The organism is Streptomyces fildesensis (assembly GCF_016107395.1).
GTDB lineage: Bacteria > Actinomycetota > Actinomycetes > Streptomycetales > Streptomycetaceae > Actinacidiphila > Actinacidiphila fildesensis.
On sequence record NZ_JAAIKO010000043.1, the window covers coordinates 21,209 to 37,825 of the forward strand.

Here is a 16,617-nt window from a genome sequence, read left to right on the forward strand (position 1 = left end):
TCATGTCAGACGCCAAATCGCCGAAGCAGGCGCCGGCGGACACAGCCTGGCCTCACACGCTTCTGGAAGGGCGGCTCGGGTACACACTCGAGCCCGCCCTTCTGGTGCGTGCGCTGACCCATCGTTCGTTCGCGTACGAGAACGGCGGTCTGCCCACCAACGAGCGGCTGGAGTTCCTCGGGGACTCCGTGCTCGGCCTGGTGGTCACGGACACGCTGTACCGCACCCACCCCGACCTGCCCGAAGGCCAGCTGGCCAAGTTGCGGGCCGCGGTGGTCAACTCTCGTGCGCTGGCGGAAGTGAGTCGCGAACTCGACCTGGGCGGATTCATCCGGCTGGGACGGGGCGAGGAAGGCACGGGCGGCCGGGACAAGGCATCGATCCTCGCGGACACCCTCGAGGCGGTCATCGGCGCGGTCTATCTGGACCAGGGTCTGGATGCCGCGTCCGAGTTCGTGCACCGCCTCTTCGATCCGCTGATCGAGAAGTCGTCCAACCTCGGGGCCGGCCTGGACTGGAAGACCAGTCTCCAGGAGCTGACCGCGAGCGAGGGCCTCGGTGTTCCCGAATACGTGGTCACCGAGTCGGGTCCCGACCATGAGAAGACCTTCACGGCTGCCGCCCGCGTCGGTGGTGTCGAGTACGGCGCCGGCACCGGCCGCAGCAAGAAGGAAGCAGAACAGCAGGCGGCCGAGGCCGCCTGGCGTGCGATCCGCGAATCCGCCTCAGCGGCGAGCTGATCGCACACCCGTCAGAACGAGCCCACCGACGATCAGTCGGTGGGCTCGACGCGTACCCGGAGGAGGGGCGTTGCCCGAGCTGCCTGAGGTCGAAGTGGTCCGCATCGGGCTGGAGCGCTGGGTCACCGGGCGCACCGTCGCGGACGCGGAGGTGCTGCACCCGCGCGCCGTCCGCCGCCACCTCGCGGGCGCCGGGGACTTCACGGACCGGCTCGCCGGCGCGCTGATCGGCCCGGCCCGCCGCCGGGGCAAATACCTGTGGCTGCCGCTGGACGGGACGACCGCGCTGCTCGGGCACCTCGGGATGAGCGGCCAGCTGCTGATCCAGCCGCACGCGGCCCCTGACGAGACCCATCTGCGGGTCCGGATCCGGTTCGACGACGAGCTCGGCACCGAGCTGCGCTTCGTCGACCAGCGCACCTTCGGCGGTCTGTCGCTCCATGACGTCGTGCCGGGCAGTCCGCTGGCGCTGCCCGTACCGCTCGCGCACATCGCGCCGGACCCGCTGGAGGACGCCTTCGACGAGGAGGCGTTCCACGCCGCGCTGCGCCGCCGCCGGACCACCATCAAGCGCGCCCTGCTCGACCAGTCGCTGATCAGCGGGGTCGGCAACATCTACGCCGACGAGGCGCTGTGGCGCTCCCGGCTGCACTACGAGCGGCCCACCGCGACGATGACCCGGCCCAGGACGGCCGAGCTGGTGACACACATCCGCGAGGTGATGAGCGACGCGCTGGCGGCCGGCGGCACGAGCTTCGACAGCCTGTACGTCAACGTGAACGGCGAATCCGGGTACTTCGACCGGTCGCTGGACGCGTACGGGCGCGAGGACGAGCCCTGCCGCCGCTGCGGTACCGCGATCCGCCGCCGTCCGTGGATGAACCGCTCCAGCTACTTCTGCCCGCGCTGCCAGCGCCCGCCGGTTGCCGGCCGCGATCCCCAGTAGCGGGCTCAGGGTTCAGGGCGCACGGCTCTGGGGCTGACGGCTCAGGACTTACGCGCTCGCCTTCGGGGCGTTCCGGGCGGCGTGCGCCGCGTCGTAGGTCTCCCGGGCGGCCAGCACCTCGGGCATCCGGCCCTCGACCAGCTGGATCAGGTCGAGCAGCCTGCGGGTGGTCTCCCGGCCCAGCTCGGTGAGCCGGTACTCGACGCGCGGCGGATTGGTCGTCTGCGCCTCGCGGTGCACCAGCCCGTCGCGCTCCAGGGCGTGCAGCGTCTGGGAGAGCATCTTCTCGCTCACGCCGTCGACCCGGCGGCGCAGCTCGTTGAAGCGCACGGTGTCCTCACCGAGCGCGCCGAGCGTCAGACTGCCCCAGCGGCCGGTGACGTGCTCCAGCGTGCCGCGGGAGGGGCAGTCGCGCTCGAAGACGCTGAACGGGAGCCCGTCGCGCCCGGAGTCGCTCCTGCAGGTGTCCATGGCATGAGCGTACTCCTGGGTTGCGCTGACCCCGGGCTTGCGCTTTCGAAAAGTTAGCCCTTGGTCTCCCTCTCCCGCTCTCCCGCGGGCTCTCCTAGAAGCCGAAGTCCTGCGTCCACCAGGGGCCGCCCGGCGCGTAGTGGACGCCGACGCCGAGGGTCTTGTAGTCGCAGTTCAGGATGTTGGCGCGGTGCCCCGCGCTGTTCATCCAGGCGGTCATCACGGCCTCCGCGTCGGCCTGGCCGCGGGCGATGTTCTCCCCGCCGAGGTTGGTGACGCCGACCGACTTGGCCCGGTCCCAGGGGGTGTCGCCGTCCGGGTCCGTGTGGTCGAAGAAGTCCCGGATCGCCATGTCCTCGCTGAAGGCCTGGGCGAGCTTGGCCAGCGACGGGTCCGCGGTCACGGGGGAGCAGCCGACCTTGACGCGTTCGGCGTTCACCAGCTTCAGCACCGCGGCCTGGGCGGTGACGGCGGTTCCGTCCTGGGTCGGCGTCGGTATCGGCGTCGCGGTGCGGGTCGGCGTCGGGGACGGGGTGGTGGGCCGCGGAGTGACCGGCTTCCGGGTGGGCGTGACCTTGGGGGCCGGGGTGGTGCTGGGCGCGGCGGCCGAGGTCGGCGGTGTCGTCGGCGCCGCCGTTGACGGATTGCCGCCGCGTGTCGTGGTCGGACTGCTCGGCACGTTCGTGCGGCCGGTGGTGCTCGGGGAGGGGGAGCCGGTCTCCGGCAGCGACGGGCCGGACGAGCCGTCCGGCTGGGTGCGCGTCCCGCCGGGGCTGCCCTGGGCGGTGATGCCCCCCGGTCCTCCGTTCAGCGACGACAACAGTCCTGACGACATCGCGACGGCGCCCACGGCCAGAGCGGCGGACGACGCCAGCAGCCCGGTGCGAACGGCGCTGTGCCGTCGCCGAGGGCCCCGGTGGCCCCGACGGCTCCGGGTCGGCGCGACGGCCTCGGTGGCATTGCGACTGTGGCGGCCCATTAATGCTGTCCTCACGGTCTCGGATTAACCCGAACGGGTGAGTCCTGTTGCGGGCCGACTGTAGCGAATGACGCACGGGACTGGAGTGAAGCCTGTGCAACTGACGGGATAGCGTGCACACATGAACGAAAATGTCCGGCTTACGGCCTGGGTGCGCGGGCGCGTCCAGGGCGTCGGCTTCCGCTGGTGGACCCGGGCCAACGCGATGCGGATCGGCGGTCTGGACGGTTACGCCGGCAACCTCGCCGACGGCCGGGTGCAGGTGGTGGCCGAGGGGGACCGCACACGGTGCGAACAGCTGCTCGACTGGCTGGCCACCGGGGACACGCCCGGCCGTGTCGACGGCGTCACCGAGATCTGGGGCCGGCCGCGCGGCGGGTACGACGGGTTCGAGATCCGCTGAGTGTCACGCCCCGCGTACATGCGGTAGGCAATCGCCTACGGCAAGGCTGCCCGGGACAGTTGCCATATCCGGAGTGTCGTGCAAGGCTGCCGACATCGAGGATGATCTCGACGCCCCACGGGCAGCCGCCGGCGCTCTTTCGCCGTGTTTTCTGAGGCTGACCCGATCGCTGGGCTGTGATCGTGTTGACCGTCCAACTATTTGGTGAGACGCTGGAAGCCCCGCGCATCGTAGCCGTAATGCAATCAAAGCGGCGGCTTCGGCGCACCGCGCGGGTGCACATACCCCTCACCCACGACCCTACCGCTCCCGGTCGGTCACTCAGCGTGGAGGACCATCAATCATGGCAAAGGCGCTTCTCGGTTACGTCGGCGGCCCCGACCCGCGACTCCTCGCCGAGATGCGAAGGCTTCAGCAGCGCGTTCAGGATCTGGAGTCCGAGCTTGTTCGGATGCAGACCGAGAACGACGCACTGACTGTGGCGTCGCACGAAGAGTCGCTGCTCAGCAGCATCGATGTATCTCGCGCGGAGCCCGTACCCGCCTGATCCGGACGCATCACCGGACGGGTGCCACGGCACCGCTAGAGTTTTTTGCAAGGGACGCCTCGGCGTCCCTTCGTCGTTCCGTCTTCACCCGCAGGCCCCCCGACGATCACTGTTGTCATCGTCTGATGTGCCCTGCACCTTCCCTGGCGAAACCGAACACGGAAGGTAGAGTCCGACGGCGTGCATCTCAAGAGCCTCACGCTGCGCGGATTCAAATCCTTCGCCTCCGCCACGACGCTGCGCTTCGAGCCCGGCATCACGTGCGTCGTAGGCCCCAACGGGTCCGGTAAGTCCAATGTGGTGGACGCGCTCTCCTGGGTCATGGGGGAGCAGGGGGCCAAGTCGCTGCGCGGCGGCAAAATGGAGGACGTCATCTTCGCCGGCACCACGGGGCGCCCGCCGCTGGGCCGCGCCGAGGTGTCGCTGACGATCGACAACTCCGACGGTGTGCTGCCCATCGAGTACGCCGAGGTCACCATCACGCGGATCATGTTCCGCAACGGCGGCAGCGAGTACCAGATCAACGGCGACACCTGCCGGCTGCTCGACATCCAGGAGTTGCTCTCCGACTCCGGCATCGGCCGCGAGATGCACGTCATCGTCGGCCAGGGCCAGCTCGACTCCGTGCTCCACGCCGACCCGATGGGCCGCCGCGCCTTCATCGAGGAGGCGGCCGGTGTGCTCAAGCACCGCAAGCGCAAGGAGAAGGCGCTGCGGAAGCTCGACGCGATGCAGGCCAATCTCGCGCGCGTCCAGGACCTGACGAACGAACTGCGGCGGCAGCTCAAGCCGCTGGGACGGCAGGCACAGGTCGCCCGGCGGGCCGCCGTCATCCAGGCCGATCTGCGCGACGCCCGGCTGCGGCTGCTCGCCGACGATCTGGTCACCCTGCGCGAAGCGCTGAGCGCCGAGGTCGCCGACGAGGCGTCGCTCAAGGAGCGGCGGGACGCGGTGGAACGGGACCTGGCCGCCGCGCTGCGGCGCGAGACCGCTCTGGAGGAGCAGGTCAGGGCGCTCGCACCGCGGCTGGCCGACGCACAGGCCACCTGGTACGGCCTCTCCCAGCTCGCCGAACGGGTACGCGGCACCATCGGCCTCGCCGAACAGCGGGTGCGGCACGCCACCGGCCAGCCCGCGGAGGAGCGGCGCGGCCGGGAGCCGGAGGACATGGAACGTGAGGCGGCCCGGATCCGCGAGCAGGAGGCGGAACTGACGGAGGCTCTCGACGCGGCGCGGCGGGCACTGGACGACACCGTCGGCCACCGCGCCGCCCTGGAACAGGAGCTCGCGGCCGAGGAGCAGCGGCTGCGGTCCGTGGCGCGGGCGATCGCGGACCGCCGGGAGGGGCTGGCGCGGCTGCAGGGCCAGGTCAACGCGGCGCGCGGCCGGGCCGGTTCCGCGGAGGCGGAGATCGGCCGGCTCGCCACGGCCCGCGACGAGGCACGGGACCGCGCCGAATCCGCGCAGGAGGAGTACGAGGAGCTCAAGGAGCGGGTGGACGGCCTGGAGGCGGACGACTCCGAACTGGAGGAGCGCCTGGCGGCCGCGACGGAGGAGCAGGCGGCGGCCGAGGAGGCGTTCTCGGCCGTCCGCGACGCGGCCACCGCGGCCGAGCGCGAGCGGGCCGCCCTCACCGCCCGGCGCGACGCGCTGGCGCTGGGCCTGCGCCGCAAGGACGGCACCGGCGCGCTGCTCGCCGCGGGCGACCGGCTCACCGGCCTGCTCGGTCCCGCCGCCGAACTGCTCACCGTGGCGCCCGGCTTCGAGATCCCCGTCGCCGCCGCCCTCGGTGCGGCGGCCGACGCCATCGCCGTATCGGGCCCCGCGGCCGCCGCCGACGCGCTGCGGCTGCTGCGCAAGGACGACGCCGGCCGTGCGGCCCTGCTGCTGGCGGACGGCACGTCGTCCGAGGTGTGGCCCGGTGTTCCCGGCGCCGGCACTCCTGCCCACCACCCGGCCACCGGACCCCAGTCGGCGACGCTGCCGCAGGCCGCCGTGGCCGCCGCCTCCGTACCGCACGCGCGTGCGGAAACCGCCCCGCTGCCCGCGGGGGCGCGGCAGGCGGCCGGGCTGGTCGGCGGGCCTGACGATCTGCTCCCCGCCGTCCGCCGTCTCCTGCGTGACACGGTCGTCGTGGAGAGCCTCGACGACGCGGAGGCTCTCGTGGCCGCGCACCCGGAACTCACCGCCGTCACCGCCGAAGGCGATGTGCTCGCCGCGCACTTCGCGCACGGTGGGTCGGCGGGCGTGCCCAGCCTGCTGGAGGTGCGGGCCGCCGTCGACGAGGCGGCCCGTGAGCTGGAGCGGCTGGCGGCGCTGTGCGAGTCGCTCGCGGAGGAGCAGCGGGAGACGAAGGAGCGGCGCACGGCGTGCGCGCGGACCGTGGACTCGCTGGCGCAGGCGCGGCGGGCGGCGGAGAAGGAGAAGTCGTCGGTCGCCCAGCAGCTGGGGCGGCTCGCCGGCCAGGCACGCGCCGCCGGGGGAGAGGCCGAGCGCAGCGCCGCCGCCGTGGGGCGGGCGGAGGAGTCGCTGGCCGCGGCGATGGAGGAGTTCGAGGAACTGTCGGTGCGGCTGGGGGAGGCCGTGGAGGCACCCGGCGAGGAGGAGCCGGACACCTCCGTACGGGACCGGCTGTCCGCCGACGGGGCCAACGCGCGGCAGACCGAGATGGAGGCGCGGCTCCAGCTGCGCACCCACGAGGAGCGGGTGAAGGGCCTGGCCGGGCGGGCGGACGGGCTGGACCGCGCGGCCCGTATCGAGCGTGAGACCCGGGCCCGCGCCGAGCAGCGCCGGGCCCGGCTGGAGTACGAGGCCCGGGTGGCCGCCGCGGTGCTGGCCGGTGCGCGAGCCCTGCTGGAGTACGTGACGGTGTCGCTGGGCCGCGCCGACGAGGAGCGCGGGGCGGCCGAGCGGGCCCGCTCGGAGCGTGAGGCGCAGCTGGGGGAGGAGCGCCGGCAGGGCCGGGAGCTCAAGGCGGAACTGGACAAGCTGACCGACTTCGTCCACAAGGGCGAGGTGCTGGGCGCCGAGAAGCGGCTGCGCATCGAGCAGTTGGAGACCCGGTCGCTGGAGGAGCACGGCATCGAGCCGTCCGGGCTGGTCGACGAGTACGGCCCGCACCATCCGGTGCCGCCGTCACTGCCCGCCGAGGGCGAGGAGCTGCCCGAGGATCCGGAGCACCCGCGCAACCGGCCGAAGCCGTTCGTGCGCGCGGAGCAGGAGAAGCGGCTGAAGTCCGCGGAGAAGGCGTACCAGCAGCTGGGGAAGGTCAACCCGCTGGCACTGGAGGAGTTCTCCGCGCTGGAGGAGCGCCACAAGTTCCTGACGGAGCAGCTGGAGGACCTGAAGAAGACCCGGCTGGATCTCCTGCAGGTCGTCAAGGAGGTCGACGAGCGCGTCGAGCAGGTCTTCTCCGCGGCCTACCACGACACGGCGCGGGAGTTCGAGGGGGTGTTCTCCCGGCTCTTCCCCGGTGGCGAGGGCCGGCTGATGCTGACAGATCCGGACAATATGCTCACCACAGGTGTGGAGGTTGAAGCGCGGCCGCCCGGGAAGAAGGTCAAGCGGTTGTCGCTGCTGTCGGGTGGTGAGCGCTCGCTGACCGCGGTGGCGCTGCTGGTGTCGATCTTCAAGGCCCGGCCGAGTCCGTTCTATGTGATGGACGAGGTCGAGGCGGCGTTGGACGACACCAATCTGCAGCGGCTGATCGGGCTGATGGAGGAGCTTCAGGAGAGTTCACAGCTTGTCGTCATCACGCACCAGAAGCGGACGATGGAGGTCGCCGATGCCCTGTACGGCGTATCGATGCAGGGCGATGGGGTCTCCAAAGTGATCAGCCAGCGGCTGCGTGAGGGCAAGCGCAAGCTGGCCTAGGCCCATATGCATTCAAGTGCTGAACTCAAGCGGCTGAGCCATGTGCTCATCTGCGCCAGATGGGTTGATAGGCCCCCTGTTGACTTCGAAACTTGAAGGCATAGTCTCTGCAGCGTCACTTTTATCTTCGAGTGGTGGCCGTCCGGGGGGCGGCTGACACTGGAGGATCCAGCCCCTCATGTGAGGGCTCACCGCCGAGCCCCAGGAGTCCACGTTGACCAGTACCGAACCTGTGGCCGGTCGGGAAGGCCGTCTGGCCCATCCGGATCACCTCGGCCATGTCATCTTCATCACCGCGGCGGCCGCCATGGGCGGCTTCCTGTTCGGCTACGACAGTGCCGTGATCAACGGCGCTGTCGAGGGCATCCGCGGCAAGTACGACATCGGCTCCGGCACCCTCGCCCAGGTCATCGCGATCGCCCTGATCGGCTGCGCCATCGGCGCCGCCACGGCCGGCCGGATCGCCGACCGCATCGGCCGTATCCGCGTCATGCAGATCGCCGCCTCGCTCTTCACGGTCAGCGCCGTGGGCTCCGCGCTGCCGTTCGCCCTCTGGGACCTCGCCATGTGGCGGGTGCTCGGCGGTATCGCCATCGGTATGGCCTCGGTGATCGGCCCGGCGTACATCGCCGAGGTCTCCCCGCCCGCCTACCGCGGCCGGCTCGGTTCCTTCCAGCAGGCAGCCATCGTCATCGGCATCGCCGTCTCGCAGCTCGTCAACTGGGGCCTGCTGAACGCGGCCGGCGGCGACCAGCGCGGGCAGCTGATGGGCCTGGAGGTCTGGCAGGTCATGCTCGGCGTGATGGTCGTCCCGGCCGTCCTCTACGGGCTGCTCTCCTTCGCGATCCCCGAGTCGCCGCGCTTCCTGATCTCCGCGGGCAGGACCGCCCACGCCAAGAAGGTGCTCGAAGACGTCGAAGGCAAGCACATCGACCTCGACGCACGGGTGGCCGAGATCGAACACGCCATGCGCAGCGAGCACAAGTCGACCTTCCGTGACCTGCTCGGCAGCCGGATGGGCTTCCTGCCGATCGTCTGGATCGGTATCGGACTCTCGGTCTTCCAGCAGCTCGTCGGCATCAACGTGGCCTTCTACTACTCGTCCACGCTGTGGCAGTCGGTGGGCATCGACCCGAGCAGCTCCTTCCTGTACTCGTTCACCACCTCGATCGTGAACATCATCGGCACCGTGATCGCCATCCTCCTCGTCGACCGGATCGGCCGCAGGCCGCTCGCCCTGATCGGTTCTGCGGGTATGACCGTCTCCCTGGCACTGGAGGCATGGGCCTTCGCCGCCAAGACCGCCGACGGGACGCTCCCGAACACCCAGGGCACCGTGGCGCTCATCGCGGCCCACGTCTTCGTGCTCTTCTTCGCCCTCTCCTGGGGTGTCGTCGTCTGGGTCTTCCTCGGCGAGATGTTCCCGAACCGGATCCGCGCCGCGGCGCTCGGCGTGGCGGCCTCCGCCCAGTGGATCGCCAACTGGGCGATCACCGCGAGCTTCCCGAGCCTGGCGGACTGGAACCTGTCGGGGACGTACGTCATCTACGCCTGCTTCGCCCTGCTCTCGATCCCCTTTGTGCTCAAGTTCGTGAAGGAGACCAAGGGCAAGACCCTGGAGGAGATGGGTTAGTCCTTGAGACGCGGCAGCACCTGCTCCGCCAGCAGATGCAGACTGCGCCAGCCCTCGTCGACCGGCATGCCCCCGCACAGGGGGTGCAGGACCAGGCTCGCCTGGTCCCCGCCGGCCTCGGCGAGGGCGACGCATTCGTCGGGCGTGACGATCCGGTAGACCCCCTCGCGGCGCAGTTCCTCGACGCCGGTGGCGGCCGAGCGCACGGCGGAGCGGATGTCGGCCGACTGCCAGGAGGCGTACATCCGCGCCTCGTGCAGCAGATGCTCGCCGTACTGCGCCCAGGCGCGGTCGGGGTCCTCGGCGATGTGCAGCAGCGGGACCTTCGCCGGCGGCATCATGCACCAGCCCTCGGTGCCGTACTCGGCGAGCCGCTCCTGGTAGTACGCCTCCAGCTCCGGCAGGTACGCGCTGGGGAAGAGCGGCAGACCGAGCCGGGCGGCACGGCGGGCGGCCGCCTTCGAGCTGCCGCCGACCAGCAGCAGCGGATGCGGCTGGGTGAACGGTCGCGGCGTGACCTGCACCGTCCTGCCGCGGTATTCGAAGGGCTCCCCGGTCCACGCGGTGAGCAGTGTCTCCAGGACCTCGTCCTGGAGCTTGCCGCGGTGCGTCCAGTCCCGGCCGTGCGCGTCGTACTCCGCCTGCCGGTAGCCGATCCCCGCCACCGTGACGAGCCGGCCGCCGCTGAGCAGGTCCAGTACGGCGATGTCCTCGGCCAGCCGCAGCGGATCGTAGAGCGGGCCGATCAGGGCGGAGACGGTGACCGCGATCCGCCGGGTGGCACCGAAGACCGCTCCCGCGAACGTGAGGGGCGAGGGCAGCCACCCATTGGCGGCGCCGTGGTGCTCCTCGGTCTGGACGGTGCCGACGCCGCGGTCGTCCGCGTAGGCCGCCATCTCGAGGGCCGCCTTGTAGCGGGCACTGAGCGACGCGGGCTCGGCAGCGGGATCGACGAGGTTGAAACGGATGACCGTGACGGGCATGGCGGACGCTTCCCTTCGCCGGGATGGACCAGACGGACGCTAACTGACGCAGCGTCAGATTGATAGAGGAGTGGACCCGCGGGACCACGCACGGTTCGCCCGCCCCGGCCCGGCCCGGCCCGGATCGGACGCATGGGGTCGGGATCGCAGTTGGGGGCACCCCCGGCCGAAGGTCGGGGGACCGTAAATAGTCGATTTCGGACCCCCACGCCGGAGAGCCCGGCCCCGACCCGGCAACGGCCCGCACCGGCCGGCACCCGGGACCGGCCCGGAGGGCCACGTTGTCGCGGCCACCCGCGCACGTGACCGATACTGGGAAAGATATGGAAACCGTCATCCTTGCTGTAGTCATCGCCCTGGTCGCGGTCGTCGCCGCCGGCGGACTGGTGGTCGGCAGCCGCCGCAAGAAGCAGCTGCCGCCCGCGCCGCCGAGCACGCCGACCATCACCGCGCCGCCCGCCGAGCCACGCGTCGGGGACGAAGCGGAGGTCCCTCGGGACGAGCCGCGCCGGACGATCGAAGAGGTCGTCCTCCCCGAGACGCCTGGCGCGCCGGTCGCCGTGGAGGAGCTGCCGGTACCCGCGGCTCCCGAACTCGAACAGCCGGAACCCAGCGCCGGCCGCCTGGTGCGGCTGCGCTCCCGGCTGTCCCGCTCGCAGAACACGCTCGGTAAGGGGCTGCTCGCGCTGCTCTCCCGCGAGCACCTCGACGAGGACACCTGGGAGGAGATCGAGGACATCCTCATCACCGCCGATGTGGGTGTCACTCCGACCCAGGAGCTGGTGGACCGGCTGCGTACCCGGGTGAAGGTGCTCGGCACCCGCACCCCCGCCGATCTGCGCGCCCTGCTCCGCGAGGAGCTGCTGACCCTGGTCGACCCCTCGCTGGACCGCGAGCTGAAGACCGAGAGCCACGAGACGACCCCGGCCGTCGTGCTGGTCGTCGGTGTCAACGGCACCGGCAAGACCACGACCACCGGCAAGCTCGCCCGCGTCCTGGTGGCCGACGGCCGCAGTGTGGTGCTCGGCGCGGCGGACACCTTCCGTGCCGCCGCCGCCGACCAGCTGCAGACCTGGGGCGAGCGGGTGGGCGCCCGGACCGTGCGCGGTCCCGAGGGCGGCGACCCGGCGTCGATCGCCTTCGACGCCGTGAAGGAAGGTATCGCCGAGGGCGCGGACACCGTCCTGATCGACACCGCGGGCCGGCTGCACACCAAGACCGGTCTGATGGACGAGCTGGGCAAGGTCAAGCGGGTCATCGAGAAGCACGGCCCGGTCGACGAGGTGCTGCTGGTGCTCGACGCGACCACCGGGCAGAACGGGCTGGTCCAGGCCCGGGTCTTCGCCGAGGTCGTCGACATCACCGGCATCGTGCTGACCAAGCTGGACGGCACCGCCAAGGGCGGCATCGTGATCGCGGTCCAGCGCGAGCTGGGCGTTCCGGTGAAGCTGATCGGGCTGGGCGAGGGCCCGGACGATCTGGCGCCCTTCGAGCCGGAGGCGTTCGTCGACGCCCTGATCGGCGACTGACCCGCACCGACGCGAGCGGTGTACGAGCGGTTGTATACGTAAGGGGCGCCCTTCCCTGGAGGGCGCCCCTTACGCACCTCCCCGGGTGATGGCTTCTCTCCGTGCCGGGTGCGGTGCGGGCTCAGGTCCGTACGAGCCAGGGGCCGGGCGTGCGGTCGCGGTGGCAGACGTACGCCAGGGTGCCGAGCAGTAACCGCGCCTCGGGCGGCTGGTGCACCGAGTCGAGCAGCGGTGACCGCAGCCAGCGCACCGGGCCGAGCCCGCCGAGGTCGGACGGCGGGGCCGTGACGTGGTCGCCGAGCCCCAGGCAGCGCAGGTCGAGGTCGGCGTCGTCCCAGCCCATCCGGTAGAGCAGGTGCGGGAGTTCGGCCGCGGCGCCCGGCGCCACGAAGAACTGCGCGCGGCCCGTGGGGGTGGCCAGCACCGGACCGAGCCGCAGACCCATCCGCTCCAGCCGCACCAGGGCGCGCCGTCCGGACTGCTCCGCCACGTCGATGACGTCGAACGTCCGGCCCACCGGCAGCAGTACGGCCGCTCCCGGCACCTGGTCCCACGCCTCGGTGGCCTGCTCCAGGGTCGCGCCGGCCGGGATCTCGTCGGCGAACACCAGGGGATGCGCCCCCGGTTCCTTGCAGCCGGGGTCACCGCACGAGCAGGCCCCGCCGCCCCGGACGGCGCGCGCTCCCGGCGTGACCGCCCAACCGCACAACCCCGTGTACTCCGCCACCGTGGTGCACGCCGTGGCGCGTTCCCGGCGGCGCGAGCCGGCCCGGATATCCCGAATGCCGCCGATCGTGAAACCCATGACACCCCCAACGGATCGCAGTCGCCGATGGTTACGCCCCTGCCTGACCGGGGTGTGTCAAGTGAATCGTGTACAGCCGCAGACGAGTTCATTCGAAGGGGTGGCGAATGGTGGCGTTTCCGCTGTGGCACTCGCCGGATGGGTGATCGTAGGATTACTTTCGGTTCGTGAGCGCCAGACATGTGTCCCCTCCGGGTATGCCGGAGGCAAGGCAGCAGGGCCTGGACTCAGCGGGCCTTGGCCGTAAGGGCGTTGGGCGACTCGGATGGGGGCCTACCGGTGGGCGGCACACAGGACAAGCAGCCCAACGCGCAGTTGAACTCGTGGTTCGTGCGCAGTGGCTGGTCGAAGGGCGAGTTGGCCCGTCAGGTCAACCGCAGGGCGCGGCAGATGGGCGCCCACCACATCAGCACCGACACCTCCCGGGTGCGGCGCTGGCTCGACGGTGAGCAGCCGCGCGAGCCGATCCCGCGCATCATGTCCGAGCTGTTCTCCGAACGGTTCGGCTGCGTGGTCCCGGTCGAGGACCTGGGACTGCGGTCAGCGCACCAGTCACCGTCGGAATCGGGCGTGGACCTGCCCTGGGCGGGCCCCCAGACGGTCCAGCTGATCAACGAGTTCTCCCGCAGCGACCTGATGCTCGGCCGCCGCGGCTTCCTCGGGGCCTCGTTGGCCCTCTCGGCGGGACCTGCCCTCGTCGAGCCGATGCAGCGGTGGCTGGTGCCCCCCTCGCTCGGCGGCTTCCCGGCGCCGGCCGCCAGTGTGCCCCGGGACACCGGCAACCGGCCGAACCGGCTGTCCGAGCCGGAGCTGCAGCTGCTGGAGACCACCACCGTGATGTTCCGCACCTGGGACAGCCAGTGCGGTGGCGGACTGCGCCGCAAGGCGGTCGTCGGCCAGCTGCACGAGGTGACCGACCTGCTCCAGGAGTCGCACCCGGACGCGGTCGCCAAGCGGCTCTACCGGGTCACCGGCGACCTCGCGGCGCTGGCCGGCTGGATGAGCTACGACGTCGGTCTGCAGCCCACCGCGCAGAAGTACTTCGTGCTCGCGCTGCACGCCGCCAAGGAGGCCGCCGACCGGCCGCTGGGCGCGTTCATCCTCTCCAGCATGAGCCGCCAGATGATCCATCTGAACCGGCCGGACGACGCGCTGGAACTCATCCACCTCGCCCAGTACGGCAGCCGGGACTCGGCCACCGCCACCACCCAGGCGATGCTGCACGCCGTCGAGGCGCGCGCCTACGCCAACATGGGCCAGGTCAGCAAGTGCCACCGGGCCGTCCGGATGGCCGAGGACTCCTTCACCGAGGCCCGCAAGGGCGAGGACCCGGACTGGATCAGCTTCTTCAACGAGGCCGAGCTGAACGCGGAGAACGCCCACTCCTACCGTGACCTCGCCTACGTCGCCGGCCGCAGTTCCACCTACGCCTCGCTCGCCCACCCCGTGATGGAGCGGGCGGTCGAGCTGTTCGGCCAGGACTCCGTCCACCAGCGGGCGTACGCCCTCAACCTCATCGGTATGGCCACCGTCCACCTCCTGGAGCGGAACCCGGAACAGGCCGCCGACATGACGCACAAGGCCATCTCCGTGGCCAGAAAAGTGCGCTCCGAGCGGGTGAACACCCGGATCCGCAAGACCGCCGACACCGCGATGCGCGACTTCGGAGACATCGCGGAGGTCATCGATCTCTCCGAGCGGCTGGCGGTCGAGCTCCCGGAAGTGGCCGAAACCGCCTGACCGGCGGATCCCTCCAGAACCCCGGCCGCGGCAGGCCACCCGATCAGCCCGACTCGGCTCCCCCACGCCTGGTCAACCGGGTGCCTTCCGCGGCCGGTCCCGTATACGGCGCCCGCGCCTGCCGGGAGCGGTTCATCTTCACGTAACACATAGGACTTCTTCGTCACCGCGTCGAAACACCCTGCGGCATCGGGCGAAACCCGGCTGGGACAACCTCTGGGCGATAACCGGCCCACCCAGCACCGTCCCGCAGGGCCGCTCGGATGACGAGGAGACGCCGATGGCACCAGCCATCCTGACGCTTGCCGCTGATGCGCCCAAGCTCGATACCGGAAATACGGCGTTCATGCTGCTCAGCGCCGCCCTGGTCATGGTGATGACACCGGGCCTGGCCTTCTTCTACGGGGGCATGGTCCGCGTCAAGAGTGCGCTGAACATGTTGATGATGAGCTTCATCAGCCTCGGCATCATCACCATTCTGTGGACGCTCTACGGATTCAGTTTCGCCTTCGACTCCGGCAACGGATTCATGGGCGGCACCGACTGGCTCGGGATGCGCAACATCGGCATCGCCGAGCTGTGGCCCGGATACGGGATCCCGGTCTACGTCTTCGCCGTCTTCCAGCTGATGTTCGCGATCATCACCCCGGCGCTGATAAGCGGTGCGCTCGCGGACCGCGTGAAGTTCACCGCCTGGGCGCTCTTCATCACCCTGTGGGCGACGGTCGTGTACTTCCCGGTCGCGCACTGGGTCTGGGGCTCGGACGGCTGGCTCTTCAAGTACGGCGTGATCGACTTCGCCGGTGGTACCGCGGTCCACATCAACGCGGGCGCCGCCGCCCTCGGTGTGATCCTGGTCATCGGCAAGCGGGTCGGCTTCAAGCGGGACCCGATGCGGCCGCACAGCCTGCCGCTGGTCATGCTCGGCGCGGGCCTGCTGTGGTTCGGCTGGTTCGGCTTCAATGCCGGCTCCTGGCTCGGTGCCGACGGCGTCGCCGCCGTCGCGTTCACCAACACGCAGGTCGCCACCGCCGCCGCGATGCTCGGCTGGCTCGCCTACGAGAAGATCCGGCACGGCTCCTTCACCACCCTGGGCGCCGCCTCCGGCGCGGTCTCCGGGCTGGTCGCCATCACCCCCGCCTGCGGTTCCGTCTCCCCGCTCGGCGCGATCGCCGTCGGCCTGATCGCCGGTGTGCTGTGCGCCGCCGCAGTCGGCCTGAAGTACAAGTTCGGCTACGACGACTCGCTGGACGTCGTCGGTGTCCACATGGTCGGCGGCATCGTCGGCTCCCTGCTCATCGGCCTCTTCGCCACCGGCGGCGTCGGCCAGACCGCCAAGGGCCTGTTCTACGGCGGCGGCCTCGACCAGCTCGGCAAGCAGGCGGTCGGCGTCGGCGCGGTCCTGGGGTACTCCCTGGTCGCCTCCGCGATCCTCGCCAAGCTCATCGACCTGGTCATGGGCTTCCGGGTCACCGAGGACGACGAGATCACCGGCATCGACCAGATCGAACACGCCGAGACGGCGTACGACTTCGCGGGAGCGGGCGGCGGCACGGTCCGCACCACCGCGGTACCCGTCCCCGGCAGCACGAGCAGCGAGGCCGGCGCCTCGGACAAGAAGGTGGACGCGTGAAGCTCATCACGGCAGTTGTGAAGCCGCACCGGCTGGACGAGATCAAGGAAGCCCTGTCGGCCTTCGGGGTGCACGGCCTGACGGTCACCGAGGCCAGCGGCTACGGCCGGCAGCGCGGCCACACCGAGGTCTACCGTGGCGCCGAGTACACCGTCGACCTGGTGCCGAAGATCCGTATAGAGGTCCTGGTCGAGGACAGTGACGCCGATCAGCTGATCGAAGTCATCGTCAAGGCCGCCCGCACCGGCAAGATCGGTGATGGCAAGGTGTGGAGTATCCCGGTCGAGACAGCGGTCCGCGTACGCACCGGCGAACGCGGCCCGGACGCCCTCTAG

Annotated in this window: 14 protein-coding genes; 10 read left to right on the top strand and 4 right to left on the bottom strand. The window is 70.8% G+C overall.

The window, feature by feature from the left end; genetic code table 11:
* Positions 1-2 precede the first annotated feature (2 nt).
* Both rnc and mutM read left to right on the top strand, forming a co-directional pair.
* The gene (gene rnc / locus C6N31_RS34765; protein WP_138356468.1) at positions 3-740 is read left to right on the top strand and encodes a ribonuclease III; all 738 of its coding nucleotides are present in this window, start codon (positions 3-5) and stop codon (positions 738-740) included.
* Positions 741-810: 70 nt separating this feature from the next.
* Positions 811-1,686, top strand: a complete 876-nt coding sequence (gene mutM / locus C6N31_RS34770) for a bifunctional DNA-formamidopyrimidine glycosylase/DNA-(apurinic or apyrimidinic site) lyase (protein WP_138356467.1) — start codon at positions 811-813, stop codon at positions 1,684-1,686.
* A 48-nt stretch (positions 1,687-1,734) separates the two neighbouring features.
* On the opposite strand, the gene C6N31_RS34775 is transcribed toward mutM, so the two are convergent.
* Both C6N31_RS34775 and C6N31_RS34780 read right to left on the bottom strand, forming a co-directional pair.
* On the bottom strand, positions 1,735-2,157 hold the full coding sequence (locus C6N31_RS34775) for a winged helix-turn-helix transcriptional regulator (RefSeq protein ID WP_138356466.1): 423 nt from the start codon (positions 2,155-2,157) through the stop codon (positions 1,735-1,737).
* Between the two features lie 94 nt (positions 2,158-2,251).
* Complete coding sequence (locus C6N31_RS34780) at positions 2,252-3,136, bottom strand: CAP domain-containing protein (protein WP_138356465.1); 885 nt, start codon at positions 3,134-3,136, stop codon at positions 2,252-2,254.
* Positions 3,137-3,257: 121 nt separating this feature from the next.
* On the opposite strand from C6N31_RS34780, the gene C6N31_RS34785 reads away from it, so the two are divergent.
* The 4 genes from C6N31_RS34785 (at position 3,258) to C6N31_RS34800 (ending at position 9,592) form a co-directional block, all read left to right on the top strand.
* On the top strand, positions 3,258-3,539 hold the full coding sequence (locus C6N31_RS34785; protein ID WP_138356464.1) for an acylphosphatase: 282 nt from the start codon (positions 3,258-3,260) through the stop codon (positions 3,537-3,539).
* Positions 3,540-3,882: 343 nt separating this feature from the next.
* Positions 3,883-4,086, top strand: a complete 204-nt coding sequence (locus C6N31_RS34790; protein WP_138356463.1) for a hypothetical protein — start codon at positions 3,883-3,885, stop codon at positions 4,084-4,086.
* Positions 4,087-4,266: 180 nt separating this feature from the next.
* Entirely contained in the window at positions 4,267-7,959 is a 3,693-nt protein-coding gene (locus C6N31_RS34795; RefSeq protein ID WP_198359008.1) for an SMC hinge domain-related protein, read from the top strand.
* A gap of 214 nt (positions 7,960-8,173) precedes the next feature.
* A complete protein-coding gene (locus C6N31_RS34800; RefSeq protein WP_138356461.1) occupies positions 8,174-9,592 on the top strand; it encodes a sugar porter family MFS transporter in 1,419 nt (472 codons plus the stop codon).
* Here C6N31_RS34800 and C6N31_RS34805 read toward each other — a convergent pair.
* Positions 9,589-10,575 (bottom strand): LLM class flavin-dependent oxidoreductase, encoded by a 987-nt coding sequence (locus C6N31_RS34805; RefSeq protein ID WP_138356460.1) that lies wholly within the window; start codon positions 10,573-10,575, stop codon positions 9,589-9,591. The two genes, C6N31_RS34800 and C6N31_RS34805, sit on opposite strands and share 4 nt — an antisense overlap.
* Before the next feature lie 323 nt (positions 10,576-10,898).
* Between C6N31_RS34805 and ftsY the strand changes: the two genes are divergently transcribed.
* Positions 10,899-12,104: a signal recognition particle-docking protein FtsY gene (gene ftsY / locus C6N31_RS34810; RefSeq protein WP_138356459.1), complete on the top strand. Its 1,206-nt coding sequence runs from the start codon at positions 10,899-10,901 to the stop codon at positions 12,102-12,104.
* A gap of 121 nt (positions 12,105-12,225) precedes the next feature.
* Here the strand turns inward: ftsY and C6N31_RS34815 are convergent, their stop codons facing one another.
* Positions 12,226-12,909: a bifunctional DNA primase/polymerase gene (locus C6N31_RS34815; RefSeq protein WP_198359009.1), complete on the bottom strand. Its 684-nt coding sequence runs from the start codon at positions 12,907-12,909 to the stop codon at positions 12,226-12,228.
* A gap of 279 nt (positions 12,910-13,188) precedes the next feature.
* On the opposite strand from C6N31_RS34815, the gene nsdA reads away from it, so the two are divergent.
* The 3 genes from nsdA (at position 13,189) to C6N31_RS34830 (ending at position 16,617) form a co-directional block, all read left to right on the top strand.
* Positions 13,189-14,649: a transcriptional repressor NsdA gene (gene nsdA, locus C6N31_RS34820; protein ID WP_138356457.1), complete on the top strand. Its 1,461-nt coding sequence runs from the start codon at positions 13,189-13,191 to the stop codon at positions 14,647-14,649.
* A gap of 280 nt (positions 14,650-14,929) precedes the next feature.
* The gene (locus C6N31_RS34825; protein WP_138356456.1) at positions 14,930-16,282 is read left to right on the top strand and encodes an ammonium transporter; all 1,353 of its coding nucleotides are present in this window, start codon (positions 14,930-14,932) and stop codon (positions 16,280-16,282) included.
* Positions 16,279-16,617: a P-II family nitrogen regulator gene (locus C6N31_RS34830; protein WP_138356455.1), complete on the top strand. Its 339-nt coding sequence runs from the start codon at positions 16,279-16,281 to the stop codon at positions 16,615-16,617. Before C6N31_RS34825 ends, C6N31_RS34830 begins: the two co-directional genes overlap by 4 nt.